Origin of the sequence: Acidipila rosea, from assembly GCF_004339725.1 — a bacterium.
GTDB lineage: Bacteria > Acidobacteriota > Terriglobia > Terriglobales > Acidobacteriaceae > Acidipila > Acidipila rosea.
In genome coordinates this window covers 61,946-81,631 of the sequence record NZ_SMGK01000003.1, presented here as the reverse complement: position 1 = coordinate 81,631, position 19,686 = coordinate 61,946, and the positions used below count along the sequence as shown (strand labels likewise).

Annotated in this window: 17 protein-coding genes; 10 read left to right on the top strand and 7 right to left on the bottom strand. The window is 60.3% G+C overall.

Annotation, left to right across the window (positions count from 1 at the left end; genetic code table 11):
* Nucleotides 1-7 precede the first annotated feature (7 nt).
* A complete protein-coding gene (locus C7378_RS10310) occupies nt 8-721 on the bottom strand; it encodes a twin-arginine translocation signal domain-containing protein (RefSeq protein WP_279388586.1) in 714 nt (237 codons plus the stop codon).
* 217 nt (nt 722-938) lie between these two features.
* Between C7378_RS10310 and C7378_RS10305 the strand changes: the two genes are divergently transcribed.
* Nucleotides 939-1,691 (top strand): metallophosphoesterase family protein, encoded by a 753-nt coding sequence (locus C7378_RS10305; RefSeq protein WP_131995912.1) that lies wholly within the window; start codon nt 939-941, stop codon nt 1,689-1,691.
* A 205-nt stretch (nt 1,692-1,896) separates the two neighbouring features.
* On the opposite strand, the gene C7378_RS10300 is transcribed toward C7378_RS10305, so the two are convergent.
* On the bottom strand, nt 1,897-2,193 hold the full coding sequence (locus C7378_RS10300) for an HU family DNA-binding protein (RefSeq protein ID WP_131995910.1): 297 nt from the start codon (nt 2,191-2,193) through the stop codon (nt 1,897-1,899).
* Between the two features lie 341 nt (nt 2,194-2,534).
* Nucleotides 2,535-3,299, bottom strand: coding sequence for a DUF2461 domain-containing protein (locus C7378_RS10295; protein WP_131995908.1), 765 nt, complete (start codon nt 3,297-3,299; stop codon nt 2,535-2,537).
* A 234-nt stretch (nt 3,300-3,533) separates the two neighbouring features.
* On the opposite strand from C7378_RS10295, the gene C7378_RS10290 reads away from it, so the two are divergent.
* Together C7378_RS10290 and C7378_RS10285 are read left to right on the top strand one after the other, a co-directional pair.
* The gene (locus C7378_RS10290; protein WP_165876749.1) at nt 3,534-5,594 is read left to right on the top strand and encodes a S53 family peptidase; all 2,061 of its coding nucleotides are present in this window, start codon (nt 3,534-3,536) and stop codon (nt 5,592-5,594) included.
* A gap of 105 nt (nt 5,595-5,699) precedes the next feature.
* On the top strand, nt 5,700-6,188 hold the full coding sequence (locus C7378_RS10285; RefSeq protein ID WP_165876748.1) for a DUF3455 domain-containing protein: 489 nt from the start codon (nt 5,700-5,702) through the stop codon (nt 6,186-6,188).
* A gap of 1 nt (nt 6,189) precedes the next feature.
* Here the strand turns inward: C7378_RS10285 and C7378_RS10280 are convergent, their stop codons facing one another.
* From C7378_RS10280 to C7378_RS10270, 3 genes are read right to left on the bottom strand one after another with little or no spacing between them, the layout of a single operon-like run.
* A complete protein-coding gene (locus C7378_RS10280) occupies nt 6,190-6,375 on the bottom strand; it encodes a hypothetical protein (protein WP_131995902.1) in 186 nt (61 codons plus the stop codon).
* A 23-nt stretch (nt 6,376-6,398) separates the two neighbouring features.
* On the bottom strand, nt 6,399-6,989 hold the full coding sequence (gene ruvA / locus C7378_RS10275; protein ID WP_131995900.1) for a Holliday junction branch migration protein RuvA: 591 nt from the start codon (nt 6,987-6,989) through the stop codon (nt 6,399-6,401).
* A complete protein-coding gene (locus C7378_RS10270) occupies nt 6,986-7,732 on the bottom strand; it encodes a hypothetical protein (protein ID WP_131995899.1) in 747 nt (248 codons plus the stop codon). The genes ruvA and C7378_RS10270 overlap by 4 nt, the downstream gene beginning before the upstream one ends.
* A 20-nt stretch (nt 7,733-7,752) precedes the next feature.
* Here C7378_RS10270 and C7378_RS10265 point away from each other — a divergent pair, with 20 nt between their 5' ends.
* The 7 genes from C7378_RS10265 to C7378_RS10235 all read left to right on the top strand — a co-directional run bounded on the left by C7378_RS10265 (nt 7,753) and on the right by C7378_RS10235 (nt 17,377).
* Entirely contained in the window at nt 7,753-8,052 is a 300-nt protein-coding gene (locus C7378_RS10265) for a hypothetical protein (RefSeq protein ID WP_131995898.1), read from the top strand.
* 5 nt (nt 8,053-8,057) lie between these two features.
* Nucleotides 8,058-8,969, top strand: a complete 912-nt coding sequence (locus tag C7378_RS10260) for a Kdo hydroxylase family protein (protein WP_131995897.1) — start codon at nt 8,058-8,060, stop codon at nt 8,967-8,969.
* On the top strand, nt 8,966-10,135 hold the full coding sequence (gene alr / locus C7378_RS10255) for an alanine racemase (RefSeq protein ID WP_243648184.1): 1,170 nt from the start codon (nt 8,966-8,968) through the stop codon (nt 10,133-10,135). Before C7378_RS10260 ends, alr begins: the two co-directional genes overlap by 4 nt.
* Before the next feature lie 85 nt (nt 10,136-10,220).
* Entirely contained in the window at nt 10,221-12,890 is a 2,670-nt protein-coding gene (gene aceE / locus C7378_RS10250; protein ID WP_131995896.1) for a pyruvate dehydrogenase (acetyl-transferring), homodimeric type, read from the top strand.
* A 208-nt stretch (nt 12,891-13,098) separates the two neighbouring features.
* Nucleotides 13,099-13,833: an ABC transporter ATP-binding protein gene (locus C7378_RS10245; RefSeq protein WP_131995893.1), complete on the top strand. Its 735-nt coding sequence runs from the start codon at nt 13,099-13,101 to the stop codon at nt 13,831-13,833.
* A 3-nt stretch (nt 13,834-13,836) separates the two neighbouring features.
* Complete coding sequence (locus C7378_RS10240; RefSeq protein WP_131996921.1) at nt 13,837-16,200, top strand: ABC transporter permease; 2,364 nt, start codon at nt 13,837-13,839, stop codon at nt 16,198-16,200.
* 1 nt (nt 16,201) lies between these two features.
* Nucleotides 16,202-17,377 carry an efflux RND transporter periplasmic adaptor subunit gene (locus C7378_RS10235; protein ID WP_131995890.1) on the top strand — a complete coding sequence of 392 codons (1,176 nt, stop codon included), beginning with the start codon at nt 16,202-16,204 and terminating at the stop codon, nt 17,375-17,377.
* 140 nt (nt 17,378-17,517) lie between these two features.
* Here the strand turns inward: C7378_RS10235 and C7378_RS10230 are convergent, their stop codons facing one another.
* Nucleotides 17,518-19,632, bottom strand: coding sequence for an alpha-ketoacid dehydrogenase subunit alpha/beta (locus C7378_RS10230; protein ID WP_131995887.1), 2,115 nt, complete (start codon nt 19,630-19,632; stop codon nt 17,518-17,520).
* Between the last annotated feature and the right edge of the window lie 54 nt (nt 19,633-19,686).

Below are 19,686 nucleotides of genomic sequence, written 5' to 3'. Positions count from 1 at the left end.
AGAGGCTCTACAGCCGCAGGTAGGCGAAGCCGCCCTGCTTCTCGAGAACGGGAATCGCAGAAACCATGCTGGGCACAGCGATCACCCCGGGCAACATATGCTGCAACAGGTCGCGCGCTACGCTCTCCGCACTCTCTTTCAGATGCAGTCTGTTCACGGTTCCCTCTGCGAAACCTTCCGTCGCTACATGGCAGCTGAGTAGCTGCACGCCTCGCCGCTGCAGGGCCTGGATCGAGTCATCCCAGCTGATGGAGCGGCGGTCGTTCGGATCGTCCGAGGCGTAGTTGCCCTCAGGAGCCTTGCTGCTGGCGTAGAAGATATTTCGCTCCGCAGGCTTGCCTGTTGCAGGATCATTGATCTTGAAGGCCGCGCCAATCTGGTACCTCTTCCATGCATAGTCGTCGAAGTTCATCACGTTCGCACCAGCGCGCAGCGCCGCGACGATCATGATCTTCTCGGCGGGAATACCGAAGCCGCGCTCCAGTCCGGAGAACGCATTATGAATGTGCAGCGCAAGGCTTTCACCATCCGGCGCGGTTACATCGAAGAGCTGCTTCATGGTTTTGCGCGCGCGCAGCAGCTTGTTGAAGGAGGCCGTATTCCAGTCTCCACGGGCGAAAAACACTTCGGAATTTTCTGCCTGCGCGGGAGTGGAAATCCCCGCCAGAGCGGCGGTGCCGAGCGCTGCCGTAGACATGAAACTTCTGCGTGAAACCTGCATTCTAGCCATAAAATCCAAGGGTAGTTAGATTGCCCCGATTGTAGCAATCTTTGCCATTTAAGGACCTTTTGGGCGACTTTTTGGATCTTATGTAATAACAATTATCGTTTGATAATTGTTATTATCTGATAATAATTATTGCCATCGGTTGCCGACATCCAAACTGCCGCTGCGCATCGGCCTGTTGCCCGCGTTATTCTGGATTGGGCCTCTTTTCATGCGTGCGCTGATTCTCTCCGACATTCACGCCAATCTCGACGCATTGAACGCAGTGCTCGATACCGCGCCTGCCTATGACACGGTCTGGAACCTGGGCGATATTGTCGGTTATGGCGCCAACCCCAATGAGGTGATCGACCGCGTTCGCGGCCTCGGTGAGATCTTCGTTCGCGGTAACCATGATCGCGCCTGCAGCGGCCTTACGGGCACAGAAGACTTCAATCCTATTGCAGGCCGCGCTGCTCGCTGGACGCAGTGTGTCCTCTCGGCCGAGCACATCTCATGGCTGCGCCATCTCGCCGCGGGACCGATCACCCCGGAGGCGTCGAACGTGAGCTGCATGCACGGTTCACCGCTCGACGAAGACCAGTATCTGCTCTCGGTGCGGGATGCGTGGGAGCCGCTGCAGCAGTCGCCGTCGCGCATCAACTTCTTCGGACACACGCACCTGCAGGGGGGCTTCGCCACCAACGGAGACGAATGGTATCGCCTGCAGCCGGACTATCTGACGCACGATGAGGCGGAGAGCTGGCAGCTCGAGCTGCGCGAGGGCGGACGCTACCTGCTCAATCCCGGCTCAGTAGGGCAGCCGCGCGACGGCGACTGGCGCGCAGCTTTTGCCATCTACGATGATCGTGCTGCAACGGTGACCTATTGCCGCGTGCCCTACGATGTGCGCCTCGCACAGATGAGAATCATTCGCGCCGGGCTGCCGGACCGGCTCGCTACCAGGCTGCGCGACGGGCGATGACGGGACGGATTTTCCAGAGAAGCCGCGATGCAGTGGAAAACTCAGAGTAAAAACAGGAAGCAACAGACGGGAAGCAAAAGAAGCTGGCGGAAGCGTGTGTCTGAAGGCAGATCCGCGAAGCGTGTGCGGCGGGCGTTTGAGGCAGGTGTCGAGCTGCGAATGGCCCGCGTCCCGATTGCGAGACGCGGACCTCTTCTGAGAACTCTTACTTCTTGGGCGGCGCGATGGTGTCCTTCGCAGCCTTCGCTACGCGGAACTTGACCACCGTCTTTGCCTTGATCTTGATCTGCTCGCCGGTCTGCGGGTTGCGTCCAAGACGCGCCTTGCGCTCTGCCTTGACGAGGCGTCCGAGGCCGGGGATTACGAAAACGCCGTTTTTCTTGGTTTCCTTGACTGCGGTTTCAGCCAGGAGGTCGAGGAACGCCGCTGCCTGCTTGTTCGTCAGTTCGAGCTTCTCCGCCATGTGGCGCACAAGCGCTGTCTTGGTCATTGCTGCTGCCATGATTTGTAATTCCTCCAGTTACGAATTTAGCTCCACCATCTGCGGGTGTCCGCGCGGCCAGTTGCGGCGCGGTGAAGCGTTGCTGCCGAGCCTCTGCTGCATGGGCGACCATTACCAAAGTGTGGCGAATGCCCTTTATCCATGCGGGTTTCAGAAGACCCACCGCAATTTACCTTGCGGCGGATAGAAATGTTTGTCAACGGCAAAACGGCTGTTTCCACAGGTTTTTTCGGGTTTTGTACCTAAATCATGGACATTTACTGGTTTTCAGGCCATTTCTGTTTCAGAAGGAGCCGTCGATCGCCTGTTGCGTGCAGAAGAGAGATGAGCGCTCCAGCCGCTCAGGGCAGGGGGAAAAGCACTCGTTTTGCCGGCGTTGACGAGCTTAGTAGCGGCCCGTTGAGGAAGTCAACGAGGGGAGCGGCGAGACGAAAGCGAGAGACAATAGCGCCGAGCATATCCGGCTCGAGTGCTGCCTCAGCGGGCAGGATCGCAGTGACGCCCCACTGTCTCCAGCGAATGAGGTCGAGGGCGGGATGGGCGGCGGGAAAGCCCTTGGGCGGACGGGTCAGGGCCAGGGGTTCGTGCAGCTCCATCACGCGCCGGAGCTTTTTGCCGTCCAGCAGTTTGCGCAGCTCCTCATGATGAGTGAGCAAGTGATTACGAATGGCGAGGAGCTGCTCGGGAGGCGGCATGTAAACGCCGGCAGCGATGGTGAACTCGGTCGAGGAAAGGTGGAAGTAGTAGCCCGCGCCTGAGGTCTTGCTGAGAGCGTTGTGCGTCCACCAGGCGGCAACCTGAGTCTTGTAAGGACTTTTGTCGGCGGAGAAGCGCGTGTCACGGTAAATCCGCATCAGAGATTTCTGTGCCGGTCTTACATGGCCGGGAGCGAAGTCAATCATGGCCTGGGTAATCGCTTCAAGGATGGCGAGCATGGGCTGCTTGAGCTCCCGCTCGTAGACCGCCCGGCGAGCCTCGAACCATTCGCGGTCGTTGTTGCGCTTGAGGCCGCGGAGGAAGCGGAGTGCCTCGGCGCGGAAGTGAGGGGAGCCGGAATGGATCTTCAGGGGCGTCGGAGTTGTGGAAAAGTTTAACTTGCCGTTCATCGCTATCCGTACTATAAAGAGTTTCCGGCAATAGACCGGTTACTAAAGTCAGCTGTTGGATTTGCCTTGTAGTGACCTGAAGCGAGACCTGATTCTCGCTGGCTGTAAGTATCTGCCTTTCCTGCATCACTCGTTGTCTCGCCCAACCAGCCTGTGTCCAGCGAGCCGCCCTCTGCGGCGCAGGCCTAACCATCCCTGTTTTCCACCCCACGAGGATTTCAGATGACGCACTCAATGACACTGTTGAAACTTACAGTCTCCACGCTTCTGCCGCTTGCTGTAGTTACTCTATCGCCAGGAGCAGCCGTCGCGCAGTCACATGGCGGGGTTCCCAGCTTCACCGCCCATGCCCTGGACCAGGGGCACGCGAATGCCAACGAAGAGATGGGCGTGACGGTCTGGATGGAGCTGCATAACAAGGCTGCGCTCGATAAGAAAGTAGAAGCCCTTTATACGCCCGGTTCGCCGATGTACCACAAATGGCTGAGCGCACAGGACCTGAAGGCATATGCTCCGACGGAAGAGGAGATGGAGACGGTGAGGAAGGAGCTGACCTCCCATAACCTCTCCATTCTCGAAACGGAGCCTAACCATCTGGCGATCCGTGCGCGCGGCACGGTCTCCCAGATCGAAGAAGCGTTCAACACGCAGATTCACCAGTTCCACTATCGGAATCGTGCTTATCACGCCAACGTGGCAGCTCCTCGCCTTGCCGGGAAGGCGAGTGCGCTCGTCAGCACGGTAACCGGGCTGAATAACTTTGGTGTCCACCCCTATGCCCTGCGCCAGGCCGACCCGCGGACGGGCAGACCCACGGCTGCGGTGCCGCTGGCCAAGGCAAACGGAATTTACTTTGCTTCGCAGTGCTTCTATCACGCGAGGGCCGTGACACTGACGACGCAGGGAGCGAGTCTGCCGGTGGGGGTGTTCTTTGGCAACGTATATGGCGCTGACCCGAACAATACGAAGCAGGGCACGCTGTCGCCGTGCGGGTACTCCGCCGCACAGGTGCAATCCACCTACGGGCTGGACCAGGCGTACAAGCAGAAGCTGAACGGTGCAGGGCAGACGATTGTGATCATCGACGCCTATGGTTCGCCGACGATCACGGAAGATGCCAACGCCTTCTCGGCCCTCAACAAGCTGCCGCAACTGAACGCCAAGAACTTCCAGGTGATCTATCCAGAGGGTCAGCCATTTCTTCCTAACACCGGCTGGATTCCTGAGATCTCGCTGGATGTGGAGTGGGCGCATGCCATGGCGCCGGGCGCGAATATCAAGCTGTTAATTGCGGCATCTGCGCAGGACAACGACTTTCAGTACACGTTGCTGTATGCGATCACTCATCACCTGGGGAGCGTGATCTCAAACAGCTATGGCTATCCGGAGCTGGAATCGGGACCGGCGGTGCTGGAGGCCTATAACGAGGTCATCGAGCTGGGCGCGGCGGCCGGCATTGCGGTCAACTTCGCGACGGGCGACAGCGGGGACAACGTTGCCATGCTCGGCCAGCCGTCCGCGAGCGTTCCGAGCGACTCGCCGTATGCGACGGCAGTCGGCGGCACGAGCGTCGGGCTGCCCAAGTCGGGCGGAGGAAACGGCCAGACAGGCTGGGGAAATAACCTGACCTATCTCTCCTTTGCCATGAATGGCGTCTTCGATCCGCCGCTCAATGTCGGCAACTATGGTGGAGCCGGCGGCGGACCGAGCATCTACTTCCGCAAGCCTGCTTACCAGAAATCGTTGCCGGGAACGATGCGGCAGCAGCCGGACGTCTCGGCGCTGGCGGATCCCTTTACCGGCACGGAGATCGTGGTGACCGACCCGAACCTGGGCGGCCAGTACGTCGAGGTCTACGGCGGCACCAGCCTTGCGGCGCCGATTTTCTCAGGCATCTGGGCGATTGCCAACCAGAAGGCAGGGCACTGGCTGGGGCAGGCGGCTCCGATCATTGCGAAGATGAACTCGCATGAGATCACCGACATTGTGCCGGTAAGCTCGCCGGAGGATGTTGCCGGAACGGTCTTCGACAGCAGCGGGCCGACGTATTACTCGCCGAGCGCACTGGCGAATCCGCTGCAGAACCAGACGGAGTTCTTCAGCGCGCTGTGGGATCTGGCGAACGGCCAGTACCTGGACCTGACCTTTGGTACGGATACGTCGCTGACGATTACTCCGGGCTGGGACAATGTGACCGGCTATGGGACGCCGAATGGAATGGCCTTTATCAACGCGGCGGCGAAGGGGGCGGCGAAGGACGATGGGAACCAGAAGAACGCAGATGACAGGAAGTAAACTGACGGGGACGGCGGACCTGCTTCCGGTTCGCCGCCCCTGCTGGTGAGGATGGATGGCCCAGATGGGCCGCGTATGAAATGTTATGGGACTAAAATGTCCGGCATGAGAGTCTGGTGTCTCCTTCTTCTGATCCTGGCGCCGTCAGCCATGCTGCGTGGGCAGACGGATAAGGCAGGCGCGTCCGGCCTGGTGCTTCAGGCGAAGGGCGATGGGGTACAGATCTACGAGTGCGGCAAGGAGCACGGCTTTCTGCAATGGCAGCTCGAAGGGCCGGATGCAAAGCTGCTGGACGGCAACGGCAAGGTGGTGGGGAAGCATTTTGCCGGGCCCACCTGGCAGCTGAATGACGGCAGCCATGTGAAGGGGCGGGTGATCTCCAGCCAGGCGTCACCGGATGCGGGCTCCATTCCCTGGCTGTTGCTGAGTGCGGTGCCGGGCACGGCGAGCGGAAAGCTGGCCCAGGTGGCTTACATCCGCAGGAGCAATACCCACGGAGGGCTGGCTCCGAAAGCGGGATGCGAAAAAGCCGACCAGGCCGGGCAGAAGATCAAAGTGCCGTATACGGCCGATTACAGCTTCTACACTCGGTGATTCAGCGCTGGTCGACAGGACGCTTGCGCCACCAGAGGGCCACGTACAGAACGCCGAGCGTAACCCACAGGAACCCCACCGATTTATGAGGGCCGAAGGCGGAGCCTACTCCGGCGATGAGGAAGAGCACACCGGAGAGCAGAAACAGTTTGGGATTTCCCTTTTTCTCGCAGCAGGGAGCAGCCATACTTACACCTCGTGAGCAATAGCTTATCGAATAATTTTGAGCGCGGCGCGGAAGAGCGCGTCGAAATCGGCACCGGCGGCCTTGTCTCGTTCTCCGGCAGTCTCGATCGCCTTCAGCGCGGCGGGGCGCTGGTAGCCGAGGTTGACGAGCGCAGAGAGTACGTCGTCAGCCGCAGGGCCGGCGGCGATCTGCTGGGCGGGCGCTACGGCCATGTCGTCGAGCTTGTCCTTGAGCTCGACCACGAGCCGCTCGGCTAGCTTTTTACCGACGCCGGGGATGCGGGTGAGCGTGGCGTGGTCCTGCGCGCGGATGGCGGAGACGGTACGCTCCGGGCTGAGGCCGCTGAGGATGGTTACGGCAAGCTTGGGGCCTACGCCGGAGACGGTGATCAGGCGCTCAAAGAGCCGCTTCTCGGCAAGCTCCAGAAAGCCGAAGAGCGCGAGTGCGTCTTCGCGGACGTGGGTGTGGATGAAGAGCGAGACCTCGGCGCCCTCGACGGGCAGGGCGGTGAAGGTGGGCACGCTGATGATGACGTCATAGCCGACGCCCGAAGCCTCAACGATGGCCTGACCGGGCTGCTTGGAAAAGAGACGGCCGCGCAGATGGGCGATCATCGTTCGTTGCGCCGGCGGTAGCGGATCTCAAATTCGTAGCCCTGGTTGGGCGGGAAGAGCGAAGCCAGGTGGCGCAGGCGTTCGGCTAGAGCCGGGGCAGCCAGCAGCGGATACTCCCGCTCGCGCAGTTCGGCATAGTCGAAGTCGATGGTGAGCGACAGCATGTAAATCGCGAGCGAGTCTGCGAAGGCTGCCTCGAAGTAGCTGTTCTTGGCCTTCTCGTCCTCGCCACGTCCTTCGCCGATGGCGCGGCGGCGATTCTCGTGGGCGTCCTGGCTGGTCTCTCCGCGGACGTCGGCCTTGGCCTGCGACCAGAGCAGGTTGGAGAAGCCTTCGGGTACGCCGACCGCCTCTACGAAGTGATGGCCAACGTTGATGAAGTACTCGAAGGCCAGCGCGAAGCGATCCTGCATGAGCCGGGTCGAGATGAAGATGCATTCAGAGCTGCCGAACTTTACATTGCGATGGCAGATGGCACGGTCGCTCAGTTCCGTGCTGTAGCCCGGTGCTACGATGGTCTCGTCGTTTTCCCCGATGGTGAGCGGCACGAAGTAGTAGGCGCGCTGCGACAGGGCCACGGCGATGGTTGCCGGGACAGCAGCGACGACTCTCTCGAGATCCTCCGGGGTCACCTGGGTTTCGCCGAAGGCTGCGTAGCAGATGCCGTTGGACGCCTGCTGGATCTTCGCGGCCTGTGCCACTTTTGCGGCGGGAATCAATTCAATCTGGGCCGTGTCAGCCATAAGGCAGTATTCTATCCGAGATGGCAGCGAAAGAACTCAGCACCGAACGGGCAACGACGCGACTCCTTGGGATACCGCTTGGGAACTTCGGGCTGGCCGAAAGCCTGCTCATGGCATTCACGACGGGATTCATCGGGTTTTTCCTCTCCTGCTTCCTGGCGATCGTGGGGATCCTGATCTACAACAGCGCCGGACACCACGCGATCAACTTCGCCGACAGCTACAAGTACATTGCGCTGCCGGCGGGCCTGGTTGTGCTGGGGCTAAGCCTGCTGCTGTTTGTGGGCTTGTGGTTGAAGCGCAAGCTTAGCGGGAACTAAGGGCGATGAAGCTGATCGAGATTCCGCTCGCGACGCTGCCCGCAGGCGCAGGCCAGGCGCGCGAGTGGTGTGCAGCGCTCGAGGCAGGAGCGATCCTCTTCTTCCCGCAGACGCCTGTTCCGCTCGCGGCGAATGATCTGCAATTCCTGCTGGGCCAGCAGCAGACGGATAGTTCGCTGCACAAGAATATTGCCTACAAGCCGCTCGCCGATAAGCTGAGCGGCGTCGACACGAAGACTGCGGATGCGGCTGCAGTAGCGCGGCTGCAGGCGATCATGCGCAGCTACTCAAAGAGCGTAGTCGAGTTTCTGAAGGGATTTCTGGAGCCGTACCACGGCGGCTGGCAGCTGGATTACGCGAGCTTCCGCCCGCAGGAAGAGCAGGGCCGGGATCTGCCGCTGCGCCGCCGCAACGACCTGCTGCATACGGATGCATTTCCTACGCGGCCGACGCATGGCGCGCGAATTCTGCGATTTTTCAACAATATTCACCCGGAGCGCACCCGCGACTGGGTGGTGGGCGACCCCTTCAGGGAGATTGTCGGGCAGTTTGCACCGCGGCAGATTGCGCCTCAGGTAGATGGCGCATTCACGCGGCTGGCGAAGACGCTGGGCAGCGGGATCGGGCTCGGGGCGGCCGTGCCTTCGCTCAAGCGGACGCCTTATGACGACTTCATGATGCGCTTCCATAATTTTCTGAAAGAGAATGCCGAGTTTCAGAAGGACTGCGCGAAGTACAGCTTCAATTTTCCAGCAGGCTCAAGCTGGATGGTCTACACGGACACGGTGCCGCATGCGGTCCTGACCGGCCAGTATGCGCTGGAACAGACGCTGCTGGTGCAACATGAGGCGCTGGTCACGCCGGAGACCTCTCCGCTCAATGTGCTGGAAGGGCTTGCGGGAGCGCGCCTGGTTTGAGCGAAGGTTATTCGATGTGGGCAGAGATCGCCCTATCCAGGCTTACTGCTAACTTCCAGTCATTGAACAGGGCTGCCGGACCGGATGAGGTGCTGGCTGTCGCCAAGGCGAATGCCTATGGCCACGGGGTGCTTGCCTGCGCGCCTGCGCTCATGGCTGCGGGAGCACGGTGGCTGGGGGTGACCTCAGTAGAAGAAGCGCTGGCAGTGCGCGCGGTCTGCCCTACTGCGAGAGTGCTGGTGATGGCGGGACCGTGGCGCGGTGAGGCTGCGGCGATGGTCGAGCATGGCTTGACGCCCTCCGTATGGGAGCCGTTTCACCTGGAAGAGCTTGGCCGGGAGGCACGCAGGCAGGGGCTGGCAAAGGGCTCAGTTCCTGTCCACCTGGAGGTCGACACCGGCATGGCGCGGCAGGGAGTGCGCGGGCTGGCGGCCCTGGGGGAGCGGCTTGCCCAGCTGGAGAGTACGCCTGCCTTACGCATTGAGGGCGTGATGACCCACTTCAGCTCGCCGGACGAACTGGATTCGCCGGAAACCGAGCTGCAGTTGAGCGTTCTAGCTGAGGCGCTGAAGGCGATCGGAGCCCGGGGGCATCGTCCGGAGCTGGTGAGCGCCGGCAACTCGGCCACGCTGGTCTCAGGCCTGGGAGTGGAGCGGCTGCGGTCGCTGGCTCATCTGCATGGAGCGCGGCTGATGCTGCGGCCAGGACTGGCGCTCTACGGCTACCCGGTGCGCTTTATGCCGGAGCAGGTCGCGCAGCCGGAACTGCTGCCGGTGCTGTCATGGAAGGCGAGAGTGCTCTCGCTGCGAACTCTGGAGCCGGGCGAACCGTCAGGCTACAACGCTACCTTTCGCGCTGCGCGACCGACGCGGCTGGCGCTGCTGCGGGTGGGCTACGCGGACGGCCTGAGCCGGCTGCTCTCCAATCGCGGCCAGGTGCTGGTGCGCGGGCAGCGGGCGCCGATTGCGGGGCGCATCTCGATGGACCAGACGATGGTCGATGTGACGGAGATTCCCGGGGTGGAGATTGGCGATGAGGCGATCCTGATCGGGCAGCAGGGTGAGGAGCGGATCACGGCCTATGAGCTGGCGGACCTTAGTGGAACGATTCCCTACGAGGTGCTGTGCGGCATCAGCGCGCGGGTGCCGCGGGTCGTGGTGGAGTGATGCTGGCAGGGATTGATTTTGGTGAAGGGCAAACCTTTTCCCGGCGCCGCTTATATACTGAAACGTTGCGCAGGTGAGTCTACGGATGAATACAAAAGTGGCAGTTCCCGTCGAAGCAGATTTTTCCCAGGAAGTCGCAGAGTGGATTGAGGCGTTTGACGACGTCGTCGTGGCCGAGGGCCCGGAACAGGGCGCGGAGCTGTTGCAGGCGCTGCGGCAGCGGGCGCGGGAGGCCGGCATTGCTCCGTCGAGCGAGCTGACAACGCCTTATCTCAACACGATTCCGAAGCATGAGGAAGTGCCCTACCCGGGCGACCGGGCGCTCGAACGGCGCGTGGAGGCGCTGTTGCGCTGGAACGCAGTGGCGATGGTGCACGGACAGAACAAGAAGGACGCCGGGATCGGCGGCCATATCTCGACCTATTCGTCGCTGGCGACGCTCCTCGAGGTTGGCTTCAACCACTTCTTCCATGCCAAGTATGGCGAACAGCCGGGCGACTTCATCTATTTCCAAGGCCACGCATCGCCGGGCGTCTATGCCCGCGCTTACCTTGAGGGGCGCTTTGACGATGATCGGCTGAAGAATTTTCGCCATGAGCTGCGCGACACGCCGGGGCTCTCGTCCTATCCGCACCCGTGGCTGATGCCTGACTTCTGGCGCTTCCCAACGGTCTCAATGGGCATTGGGCCGCTGAATGCTATCTATCAGGCGCGCTTCATGCGCTACCTGGAGAACCGCAACCTGATCGAAAAAACGCCGCGCAAGGTCTGGGCGTTTATCGGGGATGGCGAGACGGATGAGGTGGATACGCTGGGCGCAATCGGCGTCGCTTCGCGCGAGAAGCTGGATAACCTGATCTTTGTAATCAACTGCAATCTGCAACGGCTGGACGGGCCGGTGCGCGGCAACAAGCGCATCATCGATGAGCTGGAAGGTGTCTTCCACGGTGCAGGCTGGAACGTAATCAAGGTCATCTGGGGTTCGGACTGGGACCAGCTGTTTGAGCGCGACCACACGGGGCTGCTGTTGAAGCGCATGGAAGAGTGCGTGGATGGCGACTTCCAGGCGTTCAAGGCGAAGGGCGGCGCGTATCTGCGCAAGGAATTCTTCGGCAAGTATCCGGAGCTGCTCGAGCTGGTGAAGGACATGACGGACGACCAGCTGGCGGTGCTGCACCGCGGCGGTCATGATCCGGCAAAGATCTATAACGCGTACAAGCGCGCGACCGAGCACCAGGGCGGCCCGACGGTGATCCTGGCGAAGACGGTGAAGGGATATGGGCTGGGCAGCACGGAAGCCCGCAACGCTGCGCACCAGGAAAAGAAGCTGACCGACGATGCGCTGGTGGCCTTCGTCAAGCGTTTCGATATCCCTGTGCCCGAGGAGGCGGCCAAGCACGGGACGCCGTTCCGCCCGGCGCAGGATGCTCCAGAGATCGTCTATATGCAGCAACGGCGCAAGGTGCTGGGCGGTCATATGCCCCATCGCGTGGTGCCAGAGCTGAAGTTCAAGGCGCCGGAGCTGGAGTATTTCGGCGAGTGGACTGCCGGCTCAAAGGGCCGCGAGGTTTCAACCACGATGGGCTTTGTGAGTATGCTGCGGCATCTGCTCAAAGACCCGGAAATCGGCAAACTGATTGTGCCGATCGTGCCGGACGAAGGGCGCACCTTCGGGCTGGAGTCGGCGATCCGACAGGTCGGCATCTATGCATCCGAGGGGCAGAAGTACAAGCCGCACGATGTGGACATGCTGCTCTACTACCGCGAAGAGAAGGACGGCCAGATTCTCGAAGAAGGCATTACCGAAGCGGGCGCGATGGCATCGTTCACGGCGGCGGGCTCGGCCTATGCGAACTACGGCGTTCCTTCAATCCCGTTTTACATGTACTACTCGATGTTCGGTTTTCAGCGTGTCGGGGACATGATCTGGGCCTTTGCGGACTCGCGCGGCAAGGGATTCCTGATGGGTGGAACTGCAGGCCGCACGACGATGCTGGGCGAAGGGCTGCAGCACCAGGATGGCCACAGCCACATCCTCGCCAGCACTGTTCCAAACTGCCTCAGCTACGATCCGGCCTATGTTTACGAGCTGGCTGTGATCCTGCAGGACGGCATTCGTCGCATGTACCAGGAGGGCGAGAGCGTCTTCTACTACATCACGATGTACAACGAGGATTACGCGATGCCCGCCATGCCGGAAGGCGTGCGGGATGGGATCGTACGCGGCATCTACAAGTTCAAGGCGGCGACCGGCAAGAAGGTCCAGGCACAGCTGTTCGGCAGCGGGCCGATCCTGAACGAGGTGGTGAAAGCGCAGGCGATTCTCGCAGAGAAATATGGCGTGCAGACCAACGTGTGGAGCGTGACCAGCTACAACGAGCTGCGCCGCGAAGCGCTGGAGGTGGAGCGCTGGAACCGTCTGCATCCGGCCGAAGCGGAGAAAACTCCCTACCTGGTGACGGCGCTGCAGGGCGCGAACGGACCTATCATCGCGGCGAGCGATTATATGAAGTCTGTTCCCGACCAGCTTTCGCCGTGGCTCACGAATCGCCTGGTGACACTGGGTACGGACGGCTTTGGTCGCAGCGACAACCGCGAACACCTGCGGCGTCACTTCGAGGTCAATGCCGAATCGATTGTCGCCGCTACACTCTCCAAGCTGGCGCGCGAGGGCAAGTTCGACGCGAAGAAGGCTCAGGAAGCCATTGCTGAGCTGGGTATCGCGACCGAAGGACCTAATCCCGCACGGATGTAAATACGTCGCCCGCTTCTCGTAGTTGAGGAGCGGGCGAATCTCCGTGTGCCCTACCGTTAACGTCTGCCTGTGGCGCAGACGATACCTCCCTGATGCGTCTTCCCTTCAGCTCTCATTTTCCGTCGGTGTGATCCTCATCACCGCTTGCGGGACCGCGGTTTCTGCACGATAGCGATGAGCAGGAAACAGCCGGAGGGTAGGCGCATATATGGCATCGACGATCCATGCTGCGGCGCGCCCGGAGGTTGTCTTTCAGGTTCGCTCAGTCTCGAAGACTTACCAGAGCGGGGATATCCTCGTCGTCGCTCTTCGATCGGTGGAGCTCGAGCTGAGTGCGGGAGAGTTTGTTGTGTTTCTCGGGCCTTCCGGCAGCGGCAAGTCAACGCTGTTGAATATTCTGGGCGGTCTGGATACTCCGACTTCCGGGGATGTCCGCTTCCGCGATCATTGGCTTTCTCAGGCGGATGACGCCGGGCTTACGCGATTCCGGCGCGAGCATGTCGGCTTCGTTTTCCAGTTCTACAACCTGATTCCCAGCCTCACGGCATTGGAGAATGTGACGCTGGTGACGGAGATTGCCGAACATCCGATGGACCCGCAGGAAGCGCTGCGCCTGGTCGGACTGACGGAGCGACAGAATCACTTTCCTTCGCAGCTCTCGGGAGGAGAGCAGCAGCGGGTGGCGATTGCGCGCGCGATTGCGAAGAATCCCGATATCCTGCTCTGCGATGAACCAACCGGCGCACTGGACTTTCCTACCGCGAAATTAGTGCTCGACGTACTCGCGCACATCAACGAAGAACTGCACACCCTGGTCGCTGTGATAACTCATAACACTGCGATAGCCGCCATGGCGGACAGGGTTATTCGCCTGCGCAGCGGCGAGATCGTAGAGATCACGCACAACGAGCGAAAAGCGCGGACGGAGGAGCTGGTGTGGTGAGTGATGACGACTCTTCATCGCAAACTCTTTCGGGATCTTATTCACATGCGAGGACAGGCGTTCGCTATTGTTCTGGTGATCGCGTGCGGAGTCGCCTCCTTTGTGACGATGCGCGCGATGTATCGCTCACTGCTGCGCTCGCAGGCCGACTACTACGCGCAATATCGCTTTCCCGATATTTTTGCCGCGGTGAAGCGCGCTCCGGAGGGGGTGGCGAAGCGGATCCGCGAGATTCCAGGAGTGGCCGAGGTAAAGCCTCGAGTCGTGATGGATGTGATGCTGGATGTTCCGGGACTGGCGGAGCCTGCGGTCGGGCGATTGATCTCTATCAGGCCGGGCGAACGCGGCGGACTCAACGACCTGTTTCTGCGCCGGGGCCGCTTCATGCATCAGGCTGCAGGGAGCGAGGTGATCGCGAGCGAGGCATTTGCAAAAGCGAACGGGCTTGTCCCAGGCAATCAGATCGATGCCGTGATCAATGGACGCTGGCAGAGGCTCACCATTGTTGGAATTGCGCTGTCACCGGAATACATCTATGAGATTCGCGGCAGCGGTTCGCTCTTTCCGGACAACAAGCGGTTTGGGGTTCTCTGGATCTCAGCCGATGCACTGACGGCTGCGCTGAACATGAAGGGAGCCTTCAACTCGATCGTTGTCTCGCTGCAGCCGCACGCGAGTGAGGCCGCGGTGATCGCGCAGATGGACCGCATACTGGAACGCTACGGCAGCCTCGGAGCCTATGGACGTTCCGACCAGATATCGCACCGCTTCATCAGCGATGAGATCGCGCAGAATCGAATCAGCGCGACTGTGATTCCAGCTATCTTTCTGGCGGTTGCGGCTCTTCTGGTTCATCTGTCGTTCAGCAGATTGGTCAACATGCAGCGCTCAGAGATTGCGGTGATCAAGGCCTTCGGATATTCCAACTGGCAGGTGGGCGCACACTATGTGCAGTTCAGTGTGCTGATCGGAATGGCTGGGTGCCTGCTGGGGTGCGTGGTGGGGTGGTATTTCGGCATTCGCCTAGCCGCCATCTATGCGGAGTTCTATCGATTTCCCATTCTCGTCTATCGGCCTGAGCTCCGGATATTTCTGTGGGCAGTGTTGATAACAGGGAGCGCTGCGCTAGCTGGTGCGATTGCGCCGGTGATGAGAGCAGTCGCCCTGCCGCCGGCGGAAGCCATGCGGCCGGAGGCACCCCCAAGATTTCGCTCGCGGATTATCGACAGGCTAAGACCAGGCTGGATCTCTCCCGGGTTGCGAATGACACTTCGCAATCTTGAGAGGCAGCCGTGGAGAGCGCTGGCCTCCGCATTTGCTATCTGCTGCTCGGTGATGATCGTGGTGGTTGTCTTCGGCATGTTCGATGCACTCGACCGGATGATGGAAATCCAGTTTCGCGATGCTCAGCGAGAAGACATTGTCGTGACGCTGAATGAGGTGCATTCTGCGCGAACCCGCCTGGAGCTGGCGCGGCTGCCGGGTGTGATTCGATCGGAACCATTCCGAATTGTGCCGGTGAGGCTGAGCTATGAGCACCGGTCGAAGAAGACTACACTGCTCGGTCTTCTTCGCGGGAGCGAGATGCGTCCGATGATCGACCGCAACGGCAAAAGCAACGCAATACCCCGAAGTGGAATTATGATCAGCGCCACGCTTGCCGATGCTTTGCATGTTAGGCCCGGAGAGAAGCTGCGCGTCGAGGTGCTGGAAGGAAGCCGCACCGTGCGCGAAGTGCTCGTTGCCGCGACGGTCGATGATCTGCTGGGAGCCAATGCTTATATGGATCTGCACGCTCTGAACCGGATGATGCAGGAAGACCACTCCATCTCAGGCGCGCTGCTGCAGGTGGACGCGGCGAAGCAGCAGGAGCTCTATCAACTGCTGAAGCGGCTGCCCGCTGTAGCCGCCGTCTCCATCAAAGATGCGGAGGTGAACAGCTTTAAAGATACGATCGACCGAAGCATGGGCCTGTCGCTCGGCACGCTGATGATCTTCGCCTGCATCATTGCCATGGGCATGATCTATAACGGCGCGCGCATTGCGCTCTCAGAGCGGGGACGGGAACTTGCCACGCTCCGGGTGCTTGGATTCACCCGGAATGAGATCACGGCTCTGCTGCTCGGCGAGCAGGCGATTATCACGATTGCCGCACTGCCTTTCGGATTTATCGCAGGCTATGCAATATGTGCCGTGATGGTTGAGCGGATGCAGACGGAGTTGTACAGGATGCCGCTGGTCGTGTATCCATCCAGCTATGCGTGGGCTGTACTCATCGTGTTGATCGCTGCTGCTGTCTCCGGATTGCTGGTAAGCCGTCGCATTGCGAAACTCGACATCGTATCTGTGCTCAAGGCAAGGGAGTGACATGAGAAGACGAAGCCAGATAACTCTGTTGATCGTTGCGCTGGCGATAGCTGCAGGGCTTGTGCTTGTCTTCCGCACGGCTCCCATCCCTATTCAGACAATCAAGGTGCAGCGAGGCCCGCTGCGGGAGGTGGTGGAAGAAGAAGGCAAGACGAGGATGCATGACCACTACATGGTGGCTGCAACGGTTGGCGGCAAGCTCAGGCGAGTTGATCTGCATGCGGGAGACCGTGTACGTGCGGGCGAGACGCTGGCGTGGATTGATCCTTCTCCGCTTGAGCCGAGACAGAGTGCTGTTCTGGAAGCGCGGCTTCGCGCCGCAGAGGCTAATCAGCAGCATGCTGCTGCCCTGGCCGGCAGGGCAAAGGCGGAGTATGGGCAGGCGGAAAAGGATCTGCAGAGAGGGCGCGAGCTATATAGCCAGGGCATCATCTCCCGCGAAGCATTGGACAAGGCGGTGACACTGGAGGAAGCCGCGCAGCAGCAACTGAAAGCCGCTCATTCGGGAGCGGAGTCCGCTGCCTATCAGGTCGAAGAGGCCAAGTCGGCCCTGCTTGTTTATCAGCCTGGCGGCTCCGATCTGCCTGTTGCTGTGGTGGCTCCGGCAGATGGGCGAGTGCTGCGGATCCTTGAACAGAGCGAACGCGTTGTGGCTCCCGGAACCCCGCTGCTGGAGTTGGGCTACACGCCGCGGCTGGAGATAGTGTCCGACTTTCTCACGCGCGATGCCGTTCGCATCAAGCCGGACATGCGTGCTGTGATTACAGACTGGGGCGGCGAGAATGCGATTGCGGCGCGCGTGAGAACGGTAGAGCCTGGTGGCTTCACCAAGGTCTCCGCGCTTGGGGTGGAGGAGCAACGGGTAAATGTGATCTGCGATTTCGCAGGCGACACGCATGGGCTGCAGGATAACTACCACGTCGAGGTCAGCGTGATTGTGTGGCAAGGCGACAACGTTCTGCAGGTTCCATCGAGCGCGGTCTTCCGGTCTGCGGAGGAGTGGGCGGTATTCGTCGTTAAGGACTCACGCGCACGGAAGACGTACGTGCGGATTGGTCACCGCGGCGAAACGGACTGGGAAGTGCGTGACGGTCTGGATGTTGGCCAAGAGGTTATTGTTCATCCCAGTGCAGAGGTGCAGGACGGGGTCAAGGTGCAGGAAGTTAATCGACATTGAGCAGGCAAGAGCAATACCGATCGGCGCGGGGCTGCGTCGGATTCGATGCTGTCAAGGAGTCGCGCCGCCGTTGACTGAGTAAGCTCTCGAACCTGCGCGGCCGCAAGCGGCCGCGCAGACAAGTATCGATAACGCGCATGTCAGTAGCGCAATATCTGCTCGACAGCGAGACGGAGATCGGCGACGGAGGGCAGAATGAGGGCTTCCAGCGTCGGCGACGATGGCACGAACGAGTCCTTCGCGGCTACGCGAAGAATGGGAGCATCGAGCGCATCGATGCAGTTTGTCGCAATGCGCGCAGCCACCTCGGCGCCAAAGCCCATCATGAGCGAGTCCTCGTGCGCAATTACGACCCGGTTGGTTTTTCGCACGCTGTTGTAGATCAATTCTTCATCGAGAGGAATAATCGATCGCAGATCGAGTACCTCAATGGACTTTCCTTGCTGTTGCAGATCGCGCGCTACTTCAAGAGCCTGATAGACACTGCTGCCCCAGGTCACGATGGTTGCATCGGTTCCCTCGCGCCGCACGCGCCCGCATCCGAGTGGCACAATGTAGTCTGCATCCGGCTCGAGAGTCTTGGCCTGCATGCGGCGATAGAGGCCTTTGTGTTCGAGGAAGATGACGGGATCTTCTGAGCGGGCTGCCGCTTTGATGAGGCCTTTGGCATCTTCGGCGCAGCTGGGGAATACGACCTTCCAGCCGGGTATATGCGAGAAGAAGCTTTCAACGCAGGTGGAATGCCATGGGCCTCCCTTGATGTATCCGCCTACCGCGATGCGGACGACTACCGGGCAAGTCCAGACACCTTTGCTGCGCCAGCGCACGGTTGGAATTTCATCCCGCAGTTGCATCGCGGCTGGCCAGAGATAGTCCGCGAATTGAATCTCGACGATCGGCTTGTAGCCGGCGATCGCCATTCCACCGGCTACGCCAGCGATGCTTGCCTCGGCAAGCGGCGAATTGCTGACACGACTCCCAAACGCGTCAGATAGACCGCGAGTCACGCCGAAGACGCCTCCTTTGGGGTCGGCGATATCCTCGCCCCACATCACGATTCTAGGATTGCGCTCCAGCTCTTCACGCAGTCCATGATTGATGGCATCGATGAAAGTGACGGGATCCTGAGAGATGTATTGAGGCGGTTGCGCCGTCGTGCTCCCGTTCGAAGCCTCGGCGAAGATGTGCTCCATCAGGTTGTCGCTGCTGGGTTCAGGTTGAGCATCGGCCCAGTCTGCGGCGCTATCTACCTCTTGTTTGACTTCCTGACGAAGCCGCTCGATCTCAGCACGCTGGAGACTTTCGCTCTCCAGCATCCGCGCTTCCATCAGCAGGATGGGGTCCATCTCCGCGGCATGGCGGATATCTTCTTCACTGCGATACTTTCGCTGGTCGTCAGAAGAAGAGTGCGGGTCAATCCTGACAACCTTCGCTTCAATCAAAACCGGGCCGTGGCCGTCTCGTAGCGACTTAATCAAATCGGGAACTACTTCATAGACACGCTCGAAGGAAGTTCCATCGATCTCAACGGCGTGGATGCCAAAGCCTTCGGCGATCCTGCGCACTGAGGAGGCGGTCTGTGTTCTCTGTGGGACGCTGATGGCGTAGCCGTTGTTCTGCACCACGAACAACACGGGGAGCGCTTCTCTGGCTGCCCAGTTCAATGCCTCAAAGAATTCACCCTCGCTCGTCGCACCTTCCCCTGACTCCACATAGACGATGGCATCTTTACCTTCTGTCTTCATCGCTTTCGCAGCGCCGACGGCGGGCAGATATTGCGAGGCGGTGCAGGCAGTTCGCGAAACCAGATTCAGCGCACGCGAGGAGAAATGCTCGGGCATGTTGCGTCCGCCGGAATTGGGATCGCCTTCCCGTCCCAGCATTCCCATGAAGAGGTCTCTCAGCGGAAGACCAATCCCTACGGCTGTGCCCTTCGAACGGTAATAGGTGAAGAACCAGTCGTGGCCCGGCGTTAAAAGAGACGCGATCCCTGCCTGGGTGACCTCATGCCCGCGGCTCGAAGCGACGAAGGAGCACTTGCCCTGCCGGGCAAACACCTTCATCCGCTCCTCGATGTAGAAGAGCGTGAGCAGCTTGCGATAAAGGTTGAGGGTGAACTCCTTTGAGATCGTGGCGGGGCGCTCGAGAACAGAAGTCCCTTTCAGGTCTTCTCCGGAAGCAGCAACCTCCAGTGGTATCGCAGCTGGGGCCTCAAGAACAATCTTGCTTACCGGTGTTTCCGCAGTGGTGGCCATCGATTGAAACTCCTTCTGCTCCTCAGAGTAGATGGATACTGCGGGAAGTTCAGT